Genomic DNA, 19,831 nt, shown 5'->3' on the forward strand with positions numbered 1-19,831 from the left:
TCTTTAATTTCCTGAGTATTACCTGAGGTCTCACCTTTATGCCATAATACCTGGCGAGAGCGGCTGTAAAAAACTGTTTCACCCTTTTCTAAACTCAAGTTAAGTGACTCTTCATTAACATAAGCTACCATCAGCACATCTTTAGTCTGATAATCTTGAACAATAGCAGGCATTAATCCCTGCTCATTATATTTGAAATCAATCTCTTCTATTTTTTCAATTACTTCTAACACTCAACCACCTATCCTTTCTACATTAAAATATTTAAACTCTATTTAAATCTAAATTTCTATAAGCACTTAATCTTTATTTTCTTTTTTCAATTCTAACCGGTATTTCTGCTTTCACCAGCTCAGATTTGACATCCCTAATAGCAATTTCTCCAAAGTGAAAAATGGAAGCTGCTAATGCTGCATCGGCTCCTGTTTTCTTAAATACATCAATAAAATGCTGAATACTGCCGGCACCACCGGAAGCAATCACTGGAATATTAACTGCATCTGTCACAGCTTTTAACATTTCCAGATCAAAACCATCTTTGGTTCCATCAGAATTAATGCTGGTCAGCAAAATTTCTCCTGCTCCCAGCTTTTCCAGTTCTTTGACCCATTCAATTAAATCAATTCCAGTTTCTTTACTGCCTCCGTGAACAAAAATTTCCCAGCCCGCACCAGAATCTCTTTTAGCTGCATCAACAGCTCCGACAATGCACTGTGAACCAAATTTAAGTGCACCTTCGCGAACCAGATCTGGATTTTTGACTGCAGCCGAATTTATTGAAACCTTATCCGCTCCTGCTCTTAAAATAAACTGCATATCTTCTACTGTTCTGATTCCACCACCAACTGTCAGCGGAATAAAAACTTGGGCCGCAACCTTTTCAACCAACTTAGCTAGTGTTTTACGCTTTTCCTTGGTTGCGGTAATATCTAGAAAAACAAGCTCATCTGCACCTAAGTCGTTATATTCTTTAGCAGACTCTACCGGATCACCAGCATCTCTTAACTCAACAAAATTTACACCTTTAACCACCCTGCCGTCTTTGATATCCAAACAGGGGATAATTCTTTTTTTAAGCATTTTTTTCACCCAGCTTTGTTAAAACTTCTTCTAAATCTACTTTATTCTGATAAATAGCCTGGCCTGTAATTGCTCCATAAAAATCTGCTGCTGCTAAATCATATAAATCCTGATTGGAGCTGATTCCACCTGAAGCAATTATATTTAAACTAGTTTCTTTTTTTAATTTTTTTAAACCTACAAAATCTGGTCCACTGAGCATACCGTCACGACCTATATCAGTATATAATATATATCTGACCCCCAGAGCTTCCATTTCTTTGGCAAAAGCAAGCATATCTTTTTCACTTGCTTCCAGCCAACCTGAAGTTGCAACTTTACCATCTCGAGCATCTATGCTTACTAAAATACTTTCTGCTCCAAATTCTTCAATTATTTCTGATAGAGTATTAGGATCCTTAACTGCCAAAGTGCCAATAATTGCTCTTTTTACTCCTAGCTCAAGCAGGTGTTTGACATCCTCTTTTTTGCGGATTCCGCCACCGGTCTGAATCTTGAGCTCAGTCTCTGCTGCAATTTTTTTGATTACATTAAAATTTTTGCTTTTACCTGCAGAAGCACCATCTAAATCAACTAAATGAAGCCACTCTGCTCCTTTAGCTGCAAAGTCCTCTGCAATCTGAAGTGGATTCTGGCTGTAAACAGTTTTGCGATCAAAATCTCCCTGCTTCAGCCTGACCACCTCTCCTGCCTTTAGATCAATTGCCGGTAATACTATCATCTATAACAGCTCCCTAAAATTCTCTAAAAGTTTAATTCCATTATCTCCGCTTTTTTCAGGATGAAACTGAAAAGCGATAACATTATCTTTTTTAATAACTGCTGGAACAGTAGTTCCATATCCAACTGTGGCCAGCACCTCATCTGTAACTTCAGCTAACTGATAGGAATGAACAAAATAAAAATGAGGATTTTCGGGCAGGCCATTAAATAATGGATCATTTTTAATTATTTCCAGCTGATTCCAGCCCATATGTGGAATCTTATAGTCCGTCTCCATTTTGATAACATTTCCTTTGAGCAGACTCAGACCAGCTGTTTTTTGATCTTCAAACCCCCACTCAAATAAGAGCTGCATTCCCAGACAGACCCCTAAAAATGGTCTACCTGTGACTACAAATTTTTCTATAAAATCAACAAAATTATTTTCTTTTAATCTTTTCATTGCGCCCGGAAAAGCACCTACACCGGGTAAAACCAGACCTGCATATTTATCTAGATCTGCATTTTTTCCTTCTTCTAAAATAACTGTTTCTTCCCCCACAAATTCAAGAGCCTTTTGAATGCTTTTTAAATTTCCGGCTCCATAATCTATAATAGCAATCATTTAAAGCACACCCTTTGTGGAAGGTATTTTATCTGATTCTATTTTAACTGCCAATTTTAGTGCTCTAGCTAGAGCTTTGAAAACAGCCTCAATCTGATGGTGGCAGTTTTCCCCGTGCAGTATCTCTAAATGAAGTGTAATCCCTGCATTAAAAGCAAAGGCCCGCATGAATTCAACTACCATTTCCGAAGGGAAATCTCCAACTATTTCTCTTGTAAATGGAAGCTCAGTATATAAATATGGACGGCCGCTGATATCAACAACTGCCCTCACCAGTGTTTCATCGAGCGGAACTAGAGCACTGCTGAAACGAGCAATTCCTTTTTTGTTGCCAAGAGCCTTAGCAAAAGCTGTACCTAAAGCAATACCTGTATCTTCTATACTGTGGTGAGTATCAATATGGATATCTCCTTTAACAGAAAGCTCCAGATCAATATTACCGTGCCGGGCAATCTGTTCCAGCATATGATCAAAAAATCCAATTCCAGTTTTAATTTCACTCCTACCTTCTCCATCTAAGTTTACACTTGCAATAATTTCCGTTTCCTTTGTTTTACGCTGCTCTACTGCTACTCGATCTCTACTCATTATAAACCACTCCTAATTTTGCTCTTTAAATTCTGCAAAAGCTTCTAAGACAGCCTCATTTTCTTCTTGACTGCCGACAGTAATTCTAATTGCTGCCGGCTCAGTATCATAAGATCTGATCTTAATTTTTCGCTGATTCAAAATCTTTTTGAATTCGAAAGTCTTTTCACCTTCTATGTAAATAAAATTAGCCATCGAAGGATAAAGCTGCCAGTTTTGATACTGATTCAAATTTTGATAAAGCTTCTGCCGTTCTTTTTTAATAAATTCAATTCTTTCTTTTATAATATCATCATTATCGAGTATTAAACAAGCCAGCAGATCAGTTAAAGAGTTTAAATTATATGGTTTTAATACTTTTTTTAACTCTTCAACTAAAACTTGATTCCCATACAAATAACCAAAACGAATACCGGCCAGCCCAAAAGCCTTAGAGAAAGTTCTAGTCACTGCTAAATTAGGGTAGTCTTTGATATCAGGCATTAGATCAATCTCACTAAAATCTGCATAGGCCTCATCTACTATCACTGGTCCAGCAAAATAATCAGCTAGCTTTAAAATCAGCTCACGTTCAATGATTTCTCCAGTCGGATTATTTGGAGAACAGAGAAAAATTAGTTTGGGTTTCAATTTATCTATTTTAGCTTTAAGTTTCTTAAAATTAAATTCTTCATCTAATGAAATTTCTTCATATTGACCACCGTTTAATTTAGTAAAATATTTATACATCGAAAAAGTTGGAGCTTGTGAAAGTACTAAATCTCCGGGTTCAACAAAAGTTCTGATCAGCATATCAAGAATTTCATCTGAACCATTACCTGCTATAACTTCTTTGGTGCTTACATCTTTATCCAGCTCTCGGCTTAAATAATCAGCCAGAGTTTGATGCAGGCATTCCGAATAGATTTCTGGATAGCGATTTATATCATACTGATCAAATTTTTTCTTAAATCTTGTTTTAATCTCTTGAGGCAGATCAAAGGGAGATTCATTACCTGAGAGATTTATTTCAACCTCAAAATTTTCTTCTTCTCCATAGTAAGGAGAAATCGCTTTAACTTCTGGCCGCAGCAGCTCTTTTAAGTTTTGCTCTTTTTTATTCAAATTATTACTGCTCATAATTTCCTCCTTTAGTTTTTAACACTTTTGCAACAAAAATCTTTTTTTAAATCAGCTATTTTTTTCTAATCATTTATTTTTGTTTTCTAATCCTAACTGAATTTGCATGAGCGTCAAGTCCTTCTCCTTCTGCTAGACAAATCACATCATTACTTGCTTCTTTAAGTGCCGCTTTACTGTAGTGAATAAAGCCTGAGTACTTAACAAAATCTCGCACAGATAGTGGTGAAAAAAATCTAGCTGTAGAATTAGTAGGCAGTACGTGGTTTGGACCAGCATAATAATCACCTATTGGTTCAGGAGTATATTCTCCTAAAAAGATTGAGCCTGCATTTTCTACTGCCGGCAGCAGCTCAAATGGATTTTTAACTGCCAATTCCAAATGTTCAGGTGCAACTAAATTAATCATTTCCATTGCTGCTTCCGGATTTTTAACTTCAATCATCAAACCAAAATTTTCCAGGGATTCTTTGATAATTTCTTTATTACTCATCTTTTCAATTTGCTTTTCTAGTTCTGCTTCTACTTTTTCAATCAGCTCCGGTGCATCTGTAACCAAAATTGAAGATGCCAGTGGGTCATGTTCAGCCTGACTCATTAAATCAGCTGCTATGTAAGCTGGATTGGATTCTTTTTCTGCCATAATCATAATTTCACTAGGACCAGCAATCATATCTATTTTCACTTGTCCAAAAACCAATTCCTTAGCCATTGAAACATAAATATTACCAGGGCCAACAATAATATCAACACCTGGAATTGTTTCTGTTCCATAGGCAGCTGCAGCTACTGCCTGTGCTCCACCGACCTTAAAGATTCTATCAGCACCTGCAATTTCTGCCGCTGCTAAAATCACCGGACTTACCTTACCCTCTTTGTCAGGAGGAGTAAACATTATAATTTCTTCAACCCCGGCTACTTTAGCTGGAATAACAGTCATTAAAACAGAAGATGGATAGGCTGCCCTGCCTCCCGGTACATAAACTCCTGCTTTTTTAAGCGGCCTACAGACCTGACCGGTAATAATTCCAGGCTTTTTCTGCTTCTGCCAGGATTTATCCTTTTGTTCAGCATGAAATTCTTCTATATTAGCAGCTGCATTTTTTAAAGCTTCTATAAAATCAGCATCAACTTCTTTTAAAGCAGCTCTAATTTCTATCTCAGTTACTTCTAGTTCTGAAGCTTCAAATTCAATGCCATCAAAACGAGCTGTATAATCTAAAACTGCCTGATCTCCACTTTCTCTTACCCTCTTAAGTATATCTGCGGCAACATCTCTATATTTCGCTAAGTTATCACCGGATCGACTATCTAGTAATTCTTTAACTTGTTCAACATTTTTTCGGCCATCTTTGATTCTTTTAATCTTAAGCATTATTACCATCTCCATTAACTACTTTATCTAAAGCTTCAATAATAATTTCAATTTCTTTTTGTCTTGTTTTCATACTTACTTTATTCACAATCAAACGTGCAGATAAATCTCTAATACTCTCATAAACAACAAGTCCATTCTCTTTTAAGGTTCTGCCTGTTTCTACAATATCTAAAATAGTATCAGCAAGTCCGGTCAATGGAGCCAGTTCAATTGATCCATTTAGTTTAATTATTTCTACTGGTTCACCTTTATTTCTGAAATACCGACGAGTGAAATCAGGATATTTAGTCGCAACTTTTCTCTCCAGTAAGCTATCTTTCCGATCTGGTAGTCCTGCTAATGCAAATTCACAGACCCCATATTTTAAATCTAAAACCTCATAAAGATCACGATTTTCTTCTAATAATGTATCTTTACCTACTATTCCTAAATCAGCTGTACCATATTCTACATAAATTGGTACATCCGCTGGTTTTACAAGTATAATCTCTAGTTTTTCACTTTCTATTTCAAAAATCAATTTGCGTGATTTTAGCATTTTCTCAGGTAAATCATAATCAGCCTGGCGGAAGAGCTTAACTGCTTCTTTAGCCAGTCTTCCTTTAGCCATGGCAATACAGAGATTATCCATTATTCCCACTCCTCTATTTTATTTAAAATAAGATACTCCAATGCTTCCTTCTTATTTTTTTGAATTATAGCTTCTTCTCCATTATTTTTTCTTAATTCTAATTCATCAACTTTTAGGTAAATCTTATAATCCACCTGCTGAAAATCTATATATTCTCTATCAGCCCTATTATATACTTCTGCTACAAAGCCAATATTTCTTAAATCTTCTGCAAGTTCATAAGCAAGTTTAAAATCTTTTTCTTTTTCAAAGGAAATCAAAAACCTTTTTTGTGATTTTTCATTGAAATTATCGGTTTTATTTAGATAATCAAGAAGGTTTTCTATTTCTAAGGCAAAACCAACTGCTGGTTCTTCAACTCCAAATTTTTCTGTTAAGTTATCATAACGACCTCCACTGGCAAGCAAATTACTATAGCCTTTTGCATAACCTTTAAATATAAGGCCTGTATAATAGCCATGACGAGAAATCAACATCGGATCAAAAGTGACATATTTAAGAGTGTTAAAAATTTCTAATCTATTAAATAATTCTTCCAATTTCTTTAAAGCTTCCTTTGTATCTCTTGATAAAGGCATATTTTTTAATTCTTTAACAACTGCTTTAGGATCACCAAATAATGAAGGCAATCTCAACAATACTTGTTCTGCATTTTTAGTAAGCTCAATATCGTTAATATAATTTTTTATTCCAATTTTATTTTTGGCAGCCAACAGCTGTCTCAAATCTCTTTTTTCGTTTTCCTCAATTTCTAAGTCTGTAAATATTTCATTTATTAAATCAGCATGACCTATATCAATCATTGGTTTTTCTACTCCGACTTTTTTCATTGTTTTGATTAGAAGTAAAATCATTTCTAAATCAGATTCCAAACTTGCTGAACCAATCAGTTCAACTCCAGCTTGAGTTTTTTCTTTAAGGCTTAAGCTTTGAGAGTTTTTAGATTGAAAAGCTGAACTTAAGTAAGAAAATTTTAATGGACGTGGACTATCCTGAAAACGACTTGCCGCCAACCTAGCAATTGGCATTGTCAAATCAGGTCTTAAAACTAAAATTTGTCCTTTATCATCAACCACTTTAAACATTTCACTTTTATCAACCAGACCCTCAACATCTGCATATAACTCTAAAGACTCAAGAGTCGGAGTAATTACTTCTCGATAGGCATTTGCTTCAAAAACCTCTCTAATTACTTTGTAAATAGTTCTTCTCTTTCTTAACTCTGCTGGTAAAATATCTCTGACACCTTCTACAAATGCATTCATCTATGTTGCCTCCCGTTTATTATTTTAGTTCTTTACCGTATTAAAGTAATAAAATGTTGTATTAATTATAATTATATTTTTGTCAGCTGTCAAGTTATTTAAACAATTTCTTGTGATATCTTAATTTTAACACTATTTAACAAAAAAAAAAAGATGAAACTAAATTCTGATCTGATAAATTAAATCATTCTAATCTATCAAATTCAGAATCGTTTCATCTTTACTAATATCTAAACTTTATTTATAATAAATTTTCTAAAATATCTATAATATCTTCTTTACTTACAGGGCGTGGATTACTTTTTAACATTACTTTTTCTTCTAGAGCAAGTTCTGCAATCTCTTCTAGATTTTTAACTCCAAAATCACTTAAAGTACTATGGATCGAGATATCAGAAACCAAATTACGTACTTCTTCTATTGAGCGATGAGCTGCTTCCATTTCAGTCATTTGACTTGTATCTACACCCATTAAACGAGCGATATTGGCAAATTTAGCTGGATTAGAGATTAGATTAAAATTCATAACCTCAGCTAAAATCATAGAATTAACTAAGCCATGAGGTATTTTATATTTACCTCCTAAAGGATGAGCAATAGCATGAACTAATCCTAAACCACAATTACTAAAAGCTATTCCTCCAAAAAGACTAGCTAAAGACATTCCTGTCCGGGCATCCATATTATCAGGATTACCAACTGCTGGTCTTAAATTATCATTAACCATCTGAATTCCTTTAGTTGCAATCATTTCAAAAGGTAAAACTGCATCTTTAGAAGTATAAGCTTCTACACAATGACTTAAAGCATCCATTCCACCAATAGCAGTTAAACTTGCTGGTAAGGTTCTAGTTAATTCTGGATCCACAATACTTATTTCAGGCGCTAACTCATCTGAGGTAGCTGCAAATTTATGTTTGTTATGCGAATCAGTAATAACTATAGTCTTAGTTACTTCACTTCCAGAACCAGAAGTTGTGGGAACAGTAATTAAAAGACATTGGCGGCTAACTAATTCAGCCTCAGTATCCATTTTTTCGCTTTCTAAAGCTGATCTAATTGCTTTAGCACTATCAATTGGACTACCACCACCAACAGCTAAAATTGCATCAGCCTCTTCTTCAACTGCATATTTTACACCTGCACTAACAATTGCTAAAGTTGGATCAGGCTCTACTTGATCAAAAATACAATAATCTACTTGATCAGCTAAAACATCTGTGACCTTAGCTAAAATACCAGCTTGTTTAATTCCTTGATCAACTACAATCATTAATTTTTTTCTATTTTCTTTTTTTAAAATGGCAGGGATTTCTGTAATTTTATTTCTACCAAATTTAATTTTTGTCTTAATTTGAAATTCAAAGTTATAAGCGTTCATTTTTTTCTTCCTCCCCTACTTATAATAATGTTTTAAATAAATCCTTATCTGGAGAAGAAATCATTATCTTATTATACAGCATACCATTATTTTCATTTGCTGCTGCTCCAGCTTCTAATGCCTGTTCAACTGCACCAACATCACCACTAAAGGTTACATATGCTTTACCTCCAAGTCCAGTTGCTAATCTGACCTGCATTAAATTAATTTCTGCTGCTTTAACAGCTGCGTCGGCTCCAAAAATAGCACTGGCAACACTAAAATATTCTAAAACTCCGACTGCATTTACATCTCCGATCTCAGTTGTTCCATTCATTGCACTTAAGAGCTGATGATGAATTCTTGGTATCACCATATGATCTACTAAAAAAGGACCACTACCTGCAACTCCACTCTCAACTGAAGCATTAACCGAACTAACACTACCTGAAATTAAAACAGTATATTTACCAGGACAGGTCGGTTGGGCCATAATAATTTCAATATCTGCTGCTTTTTTCATTATGTCTGCGACTTTAATTCCTTGACTTATAGAATTAAATTCGAGCAAGCCAATTGCTATAATCATGATACCACCTCATCCTTAGCTTTAAGTTTAATATATTGATCATTAACTTCTACTATTTGAGCATCTAAACTTGCATGAATATTAACACTTAAACTATCTGCTTTTGCTGCTGCCAAAAGCTCTCCTTTTTTAACAACTGCTCCTTTTTCTAAATTAAAAACAGCGGGCGCTCCAATATGTTGTTTTAAAGGAATCTTAACTTCTTTAACATCTACTTTTAAAGTTTCTGCTAAAGCTTGATGATCATATTTATCTAAATCTAACCTGGCTGTTTGTCTAGCAGTAGGAATTTTACGATAATCACGCATTGGATGAGCTTTTAATTGATCTTGACTGCTCTCAAATTTTTCTTTAATTTTATTTTTAAAATAAACATTAACTAAGCGTGGTGAAAGTCCCATTGGACAGGCATACAATTCGCAAATTCCACATTCACAGCAGATTTGAGCTTCTTTTAAAACTTCTGCATCTTCATTATAAGATAAGGCCCTCATAATCCGATGTGGTTCTAGCTCATGTCCAATTAAATAGCGAGGACAATATTCAGTACATAAACTACACTGAATACAGGCTGCCTTAGCTTTATTTTTAATATGCTCAATACTCTGCTTATTTCTTTCTATGACAAAATTATTCCGAGGCACTACAATTATTGCCCCATCAGTTTTAGTAATTACTGCCTGATCTATTTCAGAACCAACTAAATTAGTTCCCATCATTGGCCCTCCAACTATAACTGCATAATCATTAATTGTACTGCCACCAGCAGCTGCTATACAATCTTTAACTGAAGTTCCAAGTGGAACCTGAATAATTCTTGCTTTACTTACTTCTCCTAAAACTGAAACATATTTATCAGTTACTGGCACATCTTTAACTGCCCGATAACTATTATATAAAGTACCTACATTTGTCACTACTACTCCAACTTGAAGTGGAATTCCACCTTCAGGTACAATTCTTTCTGTAACCTCATAAACTAAAATTTGCTCATCACCAGCTGGATAATAACTATCCATTAAAAATAATTCTATGTTTTTATAATTTTTTTCTGCAATTATTTTTTCAAGACAAGTAATTTCTTTAGTATATTTCTTTTTAGTAGCAAAAACTATTTTTTGAGCTCCAATGTTTTCAGCAATCATTACTATTGCTTCCAAAATTTCAGCTGCAAATTCTCGCATCAAAAATTTGTCTGTCTGTAATAATGGCTCACACTCAGCCCCATTGATGATTAGATATTCTGCTTCACAATCATATTTAATATGGGTTGGGAAGCCGGCACCACCGGCTCCCACAACACCCGCCTTAGCTATTTTTTCAATTATATTCATAAAAACTACTCCTTTTATGAAAACTAATTTATGTTTTCAGAAACTTCACTTTCACTTTCAGTCTCAATCTCTACTTCTACCTTATTGGCAATATAGAGAGCAAGCATTACAGCTGTAACACCAGCTACTAATTTACCAACTATCATTGGAAATATCATTTCTCTATTTACCCCAGCAGTAAAACCTAAGTGATCTCCGAAAACAAAGGCAGCACTTACAGCAAAAGCTACGTTTAATACTTTACCTTTATCTTCCATCTTATGCATAATTTTAAACATTGGAATATTATTTGCCATGGTTGCAATCATCCCAGCTGAACCATTTTCTTCCATACCAATTGCTTTACCAGCTTTAAGTAATGGCTTTTTAAATACTTTAGTGATAAAATGAACCATTGGGAAAGCTCCAGCTAACATAATAGCTATACTTCCTACAATTTCAATTCCATCCCAAACAGGTGCCATACCAGGGATAATAACAATCCCTGTTAAAGTTTCAGTAATAATAGCAGCTGTTCCAATAGTAATAACAATTACTACTCCTCTACCAAAATGAGTAAAACCTTTGATCATTTTTTCTGGCATTCTCCAGAGTCCAATTGCTATTAAAGCCGAAACTAAAATAATAGGCAATAAGTTACTAAGGATCATTGACATATTAAAACCAGCTACAAAACCACCAACTAAACAACCGATTGGAATAGTGATAATACCAGCTAAAACACCTTTAGCTAAAAACTGGTGATCTTCTTTATCAATAATTCCTAAAGCTACAGGAATTGTAAAAACAATTGTTGGACCAAGCATAGCCCCTAAAATCAGACCAGAAAATAAGCCAGCTTCTTGAGTCTGTGCTAACTCCATAGCCAGAGGATATCCACCCATATCATTAGCAAGTAAAGAACCAGCAAACATAGCTGGATCAGCACCTAAAAATGAATAAAGAGGAACAACGATTGGTCTTAAAATATTAGCTAAAACTGGAGCTAGAGATACTACACCAACCATAGCTACTGCCAGAGGACCCATAGATTCTATACCTTCATCAAATTTAGCACCTAAACCATACTTATTCCCAATAATTTTGTCTAAGGCACCTAAGATCATGAACAATACCATAATATGGACAATAATTTCATTTATACTCATATTTTTTTCTCCTTTTTACTGTATTTTGTGATTTAAATTAATTTTAAAGTTATTCAGCACTTTCAGGGCTTTGAGGTAAAATTGCATCAAGTTCAGAATGTGGTCTTGGAATAACATGCACAGAAACTAACTCTCCAATATTAGCTGCTGCTGCTGCACCTGCATCTGTAGCTGCCTTCACTGCACCGACATCTCCTCGAACCATAACTGTTACATAACCACTACCAATTAATTCTTTACCAATTAAAGTAACATTTGCTGCTTTAACCATTGCATCTGCTGCTTCAATTGATGCTACCAAACCTCTTGTTTCTACTTTTCCTAACGCTTCTCTAGAAGCCATAATAAATTCCTCCTTAAACTATTTTAGCTAAAATACTTTTTGTGATTTTTTCTTTTTTTTCTGCACTAAACTGCTCTGTAGTTAGTTCTTCAATGATTTTTATAATTTCTGCTTTTAATTCTTCTTTTTTAATGTATTTACATCTTAATTTTTTTTCACGAATTAAATCTTTAGCTCCTGGGGTAATTAAATCATCTGCGAAAATATAAATCAGTGATGACTCAGCTAAAGCTTTTTTATTTAAAGTTTTTTTAGTAGTTAAATTTTTTGCCACTTTTATCCCCTCACTTAATTTCATTCGGCTAAAGAAAATTTTTAGTCATCTTTAAATTCTGGACTAATCTCAACTTTGTCTATAATTCCAATAATTGAAGCATCAACTGGTAGATCTTCTTGACATAGACTACGACGTGCTGAACTACCATTAACAACTAAAACAGTTTCGCCAACTCCAGCTCCGATTTGATCAACAGCTACAAAAGTAGATTTGTTAATTTCACGGCTGCTGTGATCTAAAGGCTCAACGACCATAAACTTAAATCCATTTAAGTTTTCGTCTTTTCTAGTTGCCCAGACATTACCAATTACTTTACCAATAATCATTGTACACTACCTTCCTTCTATATATTCTATCTCAATTTTTTGATCTTTAATATAGTCTTTTGCCAGTGCGGTTACTATACTACTTTGGGAAATTTCAAATTTAGAATGATTTTTTTGATAAAGTTTTTGAATTATAGATAAGTCAATCAATTTTTTATCAAGTCTAAAATATTCGCTCTTTGTTTTAGTTTCTAAATGATTAGGAGTAGAATTTTTAGACTCTTTTTTAATTTCTAATTCAGCTGCTAATTGATTTAAGCCTAGAAAAACAAAGCCATAACTTTTTAATTTTTCCTCAGCTTTAATTAATTTATCATATAAGGCTTGAGGTACATTACCATGATAATTGCGGTAACTTAGACCCTCTTCAATTATATAAATATTTTTACCCTCAAACAGAAATTTAACTATAAATTCAAGTTGAGCCTCAACTTGAATTAATTCTGAAAGTTCAATTAAGCTTTTAAGATCCAGCTGGGTAATAATTAAATTTTCAACAGCTGCAAAATCAGTAATTTCATTTTCTGCTTTTAGTTCAATTAATTCATATTTTTCTCTAAGAGACTGAGCAAATTGAAAATCTGCTTTTTGACTTAATAAAATCTTTTCTTTCTCGAATTCATTTTTTGAGTTGTCAGATTGATCATTCAATTTTTTTAAAACTTCTTTCACAATAGTTTCAATAAATTCTTCTTTTTGCAAAGATAATCACCTCCGACTTTAAAATTAAAAACAGTTTAAGGCTATACCAAGTGGGGTCACTAAAAAGGGATTTTCTGGTTTAAAGCTTTTAATTGCTGTTTCTGATTCAATAGCTTTTTCTATTCCCTTTAAACAGCTAGTACCTCCAACAAGATATAATTCTTCAACTTGATGCTCAGCTGCTTTATCTTTTACTATACTTCCAATTTTGTTGAGCACTGGCAGTACAATAGAATAAACATTTGCTTGTTTGGCTGGATCTACTTTTAATTTATCTGCTTCTGCAAAATCAATTTTATAGTTACCAGCTATAGTTAAAGTTAAATGAGTTCCACCTGTTGCTTCATCAGCAGTTTTTGCTAACTCACCATCTTCGAAAATAGAAATACCAGTTGTGCCACCACCAATATCAACTACTGCTCCATTTTCTACATTTAAAACAGAGTTAGCTGCTGATGGCTCATCTAAAGTATTTAAAACTTCCATTCCTGTTGCCTCTACAACATGTTTATGAGTTTTACTATCAGCTTCAGATGTTTCTGATGGAACTGCAATAGCAGCTTGTTGAAGTTCTACTCCAAGTCTGTTTTCCAGTTTTTCTTTTAGTCTTCTAACTATAGTAATTGCTCCCATATAGTCAACAACTAAACCATCTCTGACAACTTCGGCTGCTTCTAATTCGCAAGCTAAAGGTTGATCGTCAGCATTTAAAACAACAATTCCAATATATGCTGTTCCAAGGTCTACCCCTACTTTAAGCTCGGCAGCATTTAATTTTTTTCCATCACAATTGAGGTTCTGATGTCGACTTGCTTCAACTTTTTTTACTAACTCATCTACTCTCTTTAAATCAATCATTAGCATGTTTTCCTGTTTTAATTACTTTACCACAATCACCTTTTTGTAATAAACAGGCATTAGCTTCATCATAATCTAAATGCATATTCAATTTGTAATTTTCATTTACCCTTACTAAAACATCTTTGAAAATTACAGGTCTGCTTGTTAATGCCTCAACATTAACAATTTCTCCATCTTCTACATCTAGTTTAGCTGCGTCTTCTGGAGTCATGTGAATATGTCTTTTAGCAATAATTGCACCTTCCTCAAGTTTAACTACATTTTTAGCAGATGCAATAAAAAGAGAGGCTGTATCTTCAGTATTACCAGATAATCTTAAAGGTGCTTTAACTCCTAGACCAACTGCATCAGTCTGAGAAAGCTCTACCTGTGTTGACTCTCTAGCTGGTCCTAAAACTGCAACATTTTCAACTACACTTTTGGGTCCAATTAAACGCAGTTTCTCTTCTGCCAAAAATTGACCTGGTTGAGAAAGTTCTCTGCGAGGATTTAATTGATAGCCTTCACCAAATAATTTTTCAACATCTGCTTGACTTAAATGTATATGTCTACCTGAGGCCTCAATGGGAATTAAATTTTTCTGATTGTCTTCACGCATTTTCAAAATCAAGTTTTTAATTTCTTTTCTTAATGAATGCTCTTCCATCAAATCACCTCTTTTTCATATTTTCCAGCTTGATACTTACACATCATTACATAAAAAACACTACTCATCCTATTTAAAGCTTTAATAATATCTGGACGCTTAATTCCTTTTTCATCTCTAAAAGCTTTAACTGCTGCAATTTCTACCTCACGTACAGAACTACGCAAACTATTTAATTTAATTAAAATTTTTCCTAGATCTGGACTTGGCAAAATATGTTTAACAGAAAAATATTTTTGTGGATTATGCGATCTTGCCCTTATTTCAGCTGCTGTGAGACCAATTATAGTTTCTAACTTAAATTCCTGATCTCTTACTTCAGCTGCTAAGATGTTTCTCATAATCTCTAGGCTTTCTTCTAAGTCCTGATAAAGCCCAGGAATTTCTTCTGTTTTAACTACTAGCATCACTTCTAAAATTTGAGATTGGAAACTATCCAATTTACCTCGGTATTCAATAAGTGGATGATCTTTGTAAACTAATTTATTAGCAAATATCTGAGTCATAGCTTCCGGTTTTTCTTTAAAATAAGCTCCAGAATAATATGATTGATATTTAAAATCAGCTGACTTTTTATCAACTTTAGCTCTACCTTTGCTAATTTGATCTGAATCATTTGTTTTTGTTTCTGACTGATCTTTAGTTTTTTCTTGATTAAGTTCTGCTTTTTTTTGCTTTTCACCAGGTAATTCTATTTTTTTATCTCTTAAATACTGGCGAGCAGAAGGTGTAATAATAGTGTTTTCTTTGATCTCTAAATTTTCTAAACCACTTTTTTTAGCTAGTTCTCTAAGTTTACTTTCGGTTATTAAATCCACAGTAAATCATTCCTTTTTTAATCCGGGCCAAACAACTTAATGCTGGCCCGGCTAAAGTATTATTTATTATTTTTGTGGTAAAATAATTTCAACTTCATTGTGTGGTCTTGGAATTACATGAACAGAAATTAATTCTCCAACTCTTCCTGCTGCTGCTGCGCCAGCATCTGTTGCTGCTTTAACTGCACCAACATCACCTCTAACCATTACAGTTACAAGTCCGCCACCTACGTGCTCTTTACCGATTAAAGTAACATTAGCTGCTTTCACCATTGCGTCTGCTGCCTCTACTGATCCAACTAAACCTCTTGTTTCGATTAATCCTAATGCGTTTGAATTTGCCATTATATATTCCTCCTAAATTTATTTTTGAGTTAATTTTTCTAAAATCTTATCAATTATTATTTCTAATTCTTCATCCCCACTATTTTTTAAATCAAAATCAGTAATTTTAGTCTGCTTAGTTTCTAAATCTCTAACTCCATAAGCAATGCGTCTCCGATCAAATAAGTTAAGTGGTGTTATATTATCAGAAGTTGCATTACCACCTTTAGAACCACAACCTAAGGTCATTGAAGGTGCAAGATTAGTTGTTGCTCCAGTTGCTCCAAGAGCTGTAGGTGTATTAACTAATATTCTGGAAGTAGGTTTTTTTAAAGCGAAAGCCCTAATAACCTCTTCATTTTTACTATGAATTCCTAACGAATGTCCAAGTCCACCATAGTTTAAAATATCTATTGACATTTCACAGCCTTCTTCCCAATCATCTACTGTATAGAAGCCTAAGAGTGGCGCTAATTTTTCTCTAGAAAATGGATGAGCTTGACCAACACCATCAGTTTCGCTAATTAAAACACGGCAATTATTGGGAACCTTAATCCCTGCTAATTCAGCAATTTTTTTAGCTGACTTACCAACTATAGCTGGATTAAGCCCACCGTGCGCCAGTTGGATAGTTTTTTCCACTTTTTTGCTTTCATCTGCATCGAGAAAGTAAGCATTTTCTTTTTTAAATAGTTCAACTACCTCATCTTTAATGCAGCTTTCTACTACAACTGACTGCTCAGAAGCACAAATTGTTCCATTATCAAATGTTTTACTCTGCATGATTCTCTGAACTGCTTTCTCTAAGTCAGCACTTCTTTCAATAAAGACTGGCACATTACCAGGACCTACACCTAAAGCAGGAGTTCCAGAGCTATAGGCGGCTTTTACCATTGCTGAACCACCAGTAGCTAAAATTAAGGAAACATCTTCATGACTCATTAATTCACTTGTACCTTCTAGACTAACTATATCGATACAATTTATCAAACCTTCTGGAGCACCTAATTCTACTAATTTTTTATTTAAAACCTCTACACTTTTTTGAATACACTTTTGAGCAGAGGGATGAGGACTAAAAACAATGGAATTAGCTGCTTTTAAAGAAATTAAAGATTTATAAATAGTTGTTGAAGTTGGGTTAGTAGAAGGAACTAAAGCTGCAATTACTCCCATTGGACTTGCAATCTCAGTTATTTTCTTTTCCTTATCATCCCTAACAACACCTACAGTTTTCATATCTTTAATATAATCCCACAGTTTAGTACTAGCCAGTAAATTTTTTTCTATTTTATCTTCTACTATACCCATTCCTGTTTCTTCAACTGCTAATTCAGCTAGTGGTTTTGCTTCTGCAGCTGCAGCCTTTGCTAATTCAGCCACTAGGTTATCTATTTCTGCTTGACTATATTCAACCAATTTTTTTTGTGCTTTTTTTGCCTTTTGAACTAAATTCCTTGCCATCTGAATTGACTTTAAATCTCTATCCTCTAACACTAAATATCACTTCCTTTTCTTTTAGCATCTAATATTGCTTCAATTAATTCTTTTTTGCGGGCATATTTAATTTCTTTATTAGTTAGTTTAATATTTTTTATTTCTCTTGCCAAAGAACGAAGCTCAACTACCTTATGCTCTTTTAATTCTTTTTTATTCTGCTTAGATTCTAAACTAGAATCTTGCTGATCATTAGCTTTAGCTTTATTTTTACTTTTAACTTCAGTTTTATTCTTTGCTTCTAATTTTTTGTCAGTTTCAACTTCATTTTCGGCTTCAACTTCAGCTTGATCTGACTTTTCTACTTTTTGTTCTTCCTGCTCAGTTTCAGAGCCAGTTTTTGATTTAAAACTGTTATCTCCTAAAATAGAATCGAGCTCTGCTGCCGGACGTGGAATTACATGAGTTGAAATCAATTTTCCAACTCTGGGAACTGCTGCTTCTGCAGCATCAATTGCTGCTTTGACAGCACCAACATCTCCTATTATTTCAATTGTAACCAATCCACCTCTAACTTTTTTGCAGGCTGAAAGGCTAACATTAGCAGCTTTTAAGCAGACATCTGCAGCCTCTACTGAAGCTGTGTAACCATATGTTTCTATTAGTCCAAGTGCAGTATTGCTCATTTTAACCTCTCCTTATAATTAGTAACTTACTGGATTATCAGCAACAGATTTTACTGCTGCAGCAAATGCATCACAAGCTGCTTTACAGGCTGACTGACTTCCAGTTAGTAAACCTCCACCAAAGTTTGTTTCAGATGGGGGACCAAAGAAAGTTACCATTTCAACATTAGCTGCTTTTAATGCAGCATCTAAAGCATAAATTGATTCAATCGGTGGTGCAATTAAATAAGCAATTGCCTGGCCTTCTGGAATTCCAGCAGTTTCTGATAAATAGGTACCAGTTCTAGAAACACAGTGATTATAATAGCAGATGCTTCCATCTTCATTAGCACTATAAAAGCAAGCATCATTTTCAATGAACTGAACAGCTGCATTTAAACCACTTTTCACTTCAGCAGGACTAGGACCAGCAAGAATTCCGATAAACTCACCTGCTAATTTTTGGCTTGCATTATCTGCCCCACCATAAAATGAGGTAGCATAAACAACATCTACCATTGCTTTTTTAGTTGCTTCATCAATAGCTGTATAACCAACATCATCAATATCACAGGTAATCATACCTACACTGCGCTGCTCATCATTTAACTTTAATTCTTTTTTTAAATCAGGACTAACATTAGGAATTAATTTAACACTTAAAACTTCTCCATATAAGGGATCATTTCTCATAACTAATTTTCCTCCTTTAATTAAATATCTAAATCAAGTCCACTTGCCTTTTGATCTAACATAGCTTTAATAACATCTGCAATATGTGCTCCTGCTTCAACTGCTGGAGTACCACCAGAGTGAATATTAGAAATAACTGTTCTATTTGCTTCTGGCATACCTACTTTTGCATCATAAGCCATATAACAGCTCATACTTTCGGCAGTTGCTAAACCAGGGCGCTCACCAATAAGAACACAACTTACATCAGCATCTAAGCATTCTGAAATTGCATCCATAGTTGCTACTCTACCGTATTTAACAAAGAAAGGAGTTCCAATTTCTAAGTTATAACCTTCTAGACCCTGCTTAATTGCTGGGAAAACATCTCTTAAATTAGCTTCAATTGCTGTAGAACTTAAACCATCCGCTACATAAATTTGTACTTTAGGCTTGTCTTTACAATTTTCTTTAATCTTAGCTAAGTTTTCTTCATCAAATTGACGACCTAAATCAGGTCTAGTTAAAAACTCATCTTTATCCTGACACTTAGTCTGAACTCTAAATAAGTCCATTTCTTCGATGATTTCATCTGAAACATCAGTAAATACTGCATCCATTGCAGCTGCATGGTCAGATCTAAATCTTAATAATGTCTGAGTTTTGTAACGAGGTCCGGTTCTCCAAACACCAAGTCTAGCAGAAGTATTAGCTTTTAAATTTAAAATTGCTTTTTCATCTGCAGGGTTTGGTACTAAAAGTTCCTTCTTTAAATCTACTTCAGTAATATCAGCAATAACTCCACTTTCTACTTCAGTACTTGTACCTGAAACTGCTGATTGTACTTCATTTTCTACTTTTTCAACTGTCTTAGGATTATCTGCTCCAACCTCTTTTAAAACTTCTTTAACAATATCTCTTAAATCTCTTTCAGATATCAT

At 34.2% G+C, this 19,831-nt stretch carries 25 protein-coding genes; all 25 read right to left on the reverse strand.

What is annotated here, in order from left to right:
• Nucleotides 1–173, reverse strand: a 173-nt coding sequence (locus CI949_RS01585; RefSeq protein WP_365941419.1) for a phosphoribosyl-AMP cyclohydrolase, incomplete at its 3' end; no start/stop codon positions are given.
• Nucleotides 174–306: 133 nt separating this feature from the next.
• Entirely contained in the window at nt 307–1,080 is a 774-nt protein-coding gene (gene hisF, locus CI949_RS01590; RefSeq protein ID WP_073160725.1) for an imidazole glycerol phosphate synthase subunit HisF, read from the reverse strand.
• A complete protein-coding gene (hisA, locus tag CI949_RS01595) occupies nt 1,073–1,801 on the reverse strand; it encodes a 1-(5-phosphoribosyl)-5-[(5-phosphoribosylamino)methylideneamino]imidazole-4-carboxamide isomerase (protein ID WP_073160723.1) in 729 nt (242 codons plus the stop codon). The genes hisF and hisA overlap by 8 nt, the downstream gene beginning before the upstream one ends.
• Nucleotides 1,802–2,407, reverse strand: coding sequence for an imidazole glycerol phosphate synthase subunit HisH (hisH, locus tag CI949_RS01600; protein WP_073160721.1), 606 nt, complete (start codon nt 2,405–2,407; stop codon nt 1,802–1,804). It lies immediately after the preceding gene.
• Entirely contained in the window at nt 2,408–2,995 is a 588-nt protein-coding gene (hisB, locus tag CI949_RS01605) for an imidazoleglycerol-phosphate dehydratase HisB (protein ID WP_073160719.1), read from the reverse strand.
• 12 nt (nt 2,996–3,007) lie between these two features.
• Nucleotides 3,008–4,114 carry a histidinol-phosphate transaminase gene (hisC, locus tag CI949_RS01610; RefSeq protein ID WP_073160717.1) on the reverse strand — a complete coding sequence of 369 codons (1,107 nt, stop codon included), beginning with the start codon at nt 4,112–4,114 and terminating at the stop codon, nt 3,008–3,010.
• Between the two features lie 73 nt (nt 4,115–4,187).
• A complete protein-coding gene (gene hisD, locus CI949_RS01615) occupies nt 4,188–5,504 on the reverse strand; it encodes a histidinol dehydrogenase (RefSeq protein WP_166667718.1) in 1,317 nt (438 codons plus the stop codon).
• Nucleotides 5,482–6,123 (reverse strand): ATP phosphoribosyltransferase, encoded by a 642-nt coding sequence (gene hisG / locus CI949_RS01620; protein WP_081374634.1) that lies wholly within the window; start codon nt 6,121–6,123, stop codon nt 5,482–5,484. Before hisG ends, hisD begins: the two co-directional genes overlap by 23 nt.
• Nucleotides 6,123–7,388, reverse strand: coding sequence for an ATP phosphoribosyltransferase regulatory subunit (gene hisZ / locus CI949_RS01625; protein ID WP_089655400.1), 1,266 nt, complete (start codon nt 7,386–7,388; stop codon nt 6,123–6,125). The genes hisG and hisZ overlap by 1 nt, the downstream gene beginning before the upstream one ends.
• Nucleotides 7,389–7,629: 241 nt before the next feature.
• Complete coding sequence (locus CI949_RS01630; RefSeq protein ID WP_073160711.1) at nt 7,630–8,769, reverse strand: iron-containing alcohol dehydrogenase; 1,140 nt, start codon at nt 8,767–8,769, stop codon at nt 7,630–7,632.
• Nucleotides 8,770–8,788: 19 nt separating this feature from the next.
• Entirely contained in the window at nt 8,789–9,337 is a 549-nt protein-coding gene (locus tag CI949_RS01635) for a BMC domain-containing protein (RefSeq protein ID WP_073160709.1), read from the reverse strand.
• Nucleotides 9,334–10,671 carry a 4Fe-4S dicluster domain-containing protein gene (locus CI949_RS01640; RefSeq protein ID WP_089719857.1) on the reverse strand — a complete coding sequence of 446 codons (1,338 nt, stop codon included), beginning with the start codon at nt 10,669–10,671 and terminating at the stop codon, nt 9,334–9,336. Before CI949_RS01640 ends, CI949_RS01635 begins: the two co-directional genes overlap by 4 nt.
• Nucleotides 10,672–10,694: 23 nt before the next feature.
• On the reverse strand, nt 10,695–11,819 hold the full coding sequence (eutH, locus tag CI949_RS01645) for an ethanolamine utilization protein EutH (protein ID WP_089719859.1): 1,125 nt from the start codon (nt 11,817–11,819) through the stop codon (nt 10,695–10,697).
• 49 nt (nt 11,820–11,868) lie between these two features.
• Nucleotides 11,869–12,162 carry a BMC domain-containing protein gene (locus tag CI949_RS01650; RefSeq protein ID WP_073159476.1) on the reverse strand — a complete coding sequence of 98 codons (294 nt, stop codon included), beginning with the start codon at nt 12,160–12,162 and terminating at the stop codon, nt 11,869–11,871.
• A 13-nt stretch (nt 12,163–12,175) separates the two neighbouring features.
• A complete protein-coding gene (locus tag CI949_RS01655; RefSeq protein ID WP_073159474.1) occupies nt 12,176–12,436 on the reverse strand; it encodes a hypothetical protein in 261 nt (86 codons plus the stop codon).
• Between the two features lie 41 nt (nt 12,437–12,477).
• On the reverse strand, nt 12,478–12,765 hold the full coding sequence (locus CI949_RS01660) for a EutN/CcmL family microcompartment protein (protein WP_073159472.1): 288 nt from the start codon (nt 12,763–12,765) through the stop codon (nt 12,478–12,480).
• 6 nt (nt 12,766–12,771) lie between these two features.
• On the reverse strand, nt 12,772–13,467 hold the full coding sequence (locus CI949_RS01665) for a hypothetical protein (protein ID WP_134060033.1): 696 nt from the start codon (nt 13,465–13,467) through the stop codon (nt 12,772–12,774).
• Between the two features lie 24 nt (nt 13,468–13,491).
• A complete protein-coding gene (gene eutJ / locus CI949_RS01670) occupies nt 13,492–14,325 on the reverse strand; it encodes an ethanolamine utilization protein EutJ (RefSeq protein ID WP_290762504.1) in 834 nt (277 codons plus the stop codon).
• Nucleotides 14,318–14,974 (reverse strand): phosphate propanoyltransferase, encoded by a 657-nt coding sequence (locus CI949_RS01675; RefSeq protein ID WP_290762506.1) that lies wholly within the window; start codon nt 14,972–14,974, stop codon nt 14,318–14,320. Before CI949_RS01675 ends, eutJ begins: the two co-directional genes overlap by 8 nt.
• On the reverse strand, nt 14,974–15,792 hold the full coding sequence (locus CI949_RS01680) for a hypothetical protein (protein ID WP_290762508.1): 819 nt from the start codon (nt 15,790–15,792) through the stop codon (nt 14,974–14,976). The genes CI949_RS01675 and CI949_RS01680 overlap by 1 nt, the downstream gene beginning before the upstream one ends.
• A gap of 66 nt (nt 15,793–15,858) precedes the next feature.
• Nucleotides 15,859–16,137 (reverse strand): BMC domain-containing protein, encoded by a 279-nt coding sequence (locus CI949_RS01685; protein ID WP_089719861.1) that lies wholly within the window; start codon nt 16,135–16,137, stop codon nt 15,859–15,861.
• A gap of 18 nt (nt 16,138–16,155) precedes the next feature.
• Nucleotides 16,156–17,613, reverse strand: coding sequence for an acetaldehyde dehydrogenase (acetylating) (locus CI949_RS01690; protein WP_290762511.1), 1,458 nt, complete (start codon nt 17,611–17,613; stop codon nt 16,156–16,158).
• Nucleotides 17,613–18,239 (reverse strand): BMC domain-containing protein, encoded by a 627-nt coding sequence (locus CI949_RS20890; RefSeq protein ID WP_073159462.1) that lies wholly within the window; start codon nt 18,237–18,239, stop codon nt 17,613–17,615. Before CI949_RS20890 ends, CI949_RS01690 begins: the two co-directional genes overlap by 1 nt.
• A gap of 18 nt (nt 18,240–18,257) precedes the next feature.
• Complete coding sequence (eutL, locus tag CI949_RS01700; protein WP_073159460.1) at nt 18,258–18,911, reverse strand: ethanolamine utilization microcompartment protein EutL; 654 nt, start codon at nt 18,909–18,911, stop codon at nt 18,258–18,260.
• 20 nt (nt 18,912–18,931) lie between these two features.
• A complete protein-coding gene (eutC, locus tag CI949_RS01705) occupies nt 18,932–19,828 on the reverse strand; it encodes an ethanolamine ammonia-lyase subunit EutC (RefSeq protein ID WP_174254496.1) in 897 nt (298 codons plus the stop codon).
• Between the last annotated feature and the right edge of the window lie 3 nt (nt 19,829–19,831).

The sequence above is a fragment of the Halanaerobium sp. genome (genome assembly GCF_003070835.1).

Excerpts from the sequence above, each read along its gene's own strand:
- hisF (WP_073160725.1), bottom strand. The coding sequence starts at position 1,080 with ATGCTTAAAAAAAGAATTATCCCCTGTTTGGATATCAAAGACGGCAGG.
- hisA (WP_073160723.1), bottom strand. The coding sequence starts at position 1,801 with ATGATAGTATTACCGGCAATTGATCTAAAGGCAGGAGAGGTGGTCAGG.
- hisH (WP_073160721.1), bottom strand. The coding sequence starts at position 2,407 with ATGATTGCTATTATAGATTATGGAGCCGGAAATTTAAAAAGCATTCAA.
- hisB (WP_073160719.1), bottom strand. The coding sequence starts at position 2,995 with ATGAGTAGAGATCGAGTAGCAGTAGAGCAGCGTAAAACAAAGGAAACG.
- hisC (WP_073160717.1), bottom strand. The coding sequence starts at position 4,114 with ATGAGCAGTAATAATTTGAATAAAAAAGAGCAAAACTTAAAAGAGCTG.
- hisD (WP_166667718.1), bottom strand. The coding sequence starts at position 5,504 with ATGGAGATGGTAATAATGCTTAAGATTAAAAGAATCAAAGATGGCCGA.
- hisG (WP_081374634.1), bottom strand. The coding sequence starts at position 6,123 with ATGGATAATCTCTGTATTGCCATGGCTAAAGGAAGACTGGCTAAAGAA.
- hisZ (WP_089655400.1), bottom strand. The coding sequence starts at position 7,388 with ATGAATGCATTTGTAGAAGGTGTCAGAGATATTTTACCAGCAGAGTTA.
- CI949_RS01630 (WP_073160711.1), bottom strand. The coding sequence starts at position 8,769 with ATGAACGCTTATAACTTTGAATTTCAAATTAAGACAAAAATTAAATTT.
- CI949_RS01635 (WP_073160709.1), bottom strand. The coding sequence starts at position 9,337 with ATGATTATAGCAATTGGCTTGCTCGAATTTAATTCTATAAGTCAAGGA.
- CI949_RS01640 (WP_089719857.1), bottom strand. The coding sequence starts at position 10,671 with ATGAATATAATTGAAAAAATAGCTAAGGCGGGTGTTGTGGGAGCCGGT.
- eutH (WP_089719859.1), bottom strand. The coding sequence starts at position 11,819 with ATGAGTATAAATGAAATTATTGTCCATATTATGGTATTGTTCATGATC.
- CI949_RS01650 (WP_073159476.1), bottom strand. The coding sequence starts at position 12,162 with ATGGCTTCTAGAGAAGCGTTAGGAAAAGTAGAAACAAGAGGTTTGGTA.
- CI949_RS01660 (WP_073159472.1), bottom strand. The coding sequence starts at position 12,765 with ATGATTATTGGTAAAGTAATTGGTAATGTCTGGGCAACTAGAAAAGAC.
- eutJ (WP_290762504.1), bottom strand. The coding sequence starts at position 14,325 with ATGATTGATTTAAAGAGAGTAGATGAGTTAGTAAAAAAAGTTGAAGCA.
- CI949_RS01675 (WP_290762506.1), bottom strand. The coding sequence starts at position 14,974 with ATGGAAGAGCATTCATTAAGAAAAGAAATTAAAAACTTGATTTTGAAA.
- CI949_RS01685 (WP_089719861.1), bottom strand. The coding sequence starts at position 16,137 with ATGGCAAATTCAAACGCATTAGGATTAATCGAAACAAGAGGTTTAGTT.
- CI949_RS20890 (WP_073159462.1), bottom strand. The coding sequence starts at position 18,239 with ATGAGCAATACTGCACTTGGACTAATAGAAACATATGGTTACACAGCT.
- eutL (WP_073159460.1), bottom strand. The coding sequence starts at position 18,911 with ATGAGAAATGATCCCTTATATGGAGAAGTTTTAAGTGTTAAATTAATT.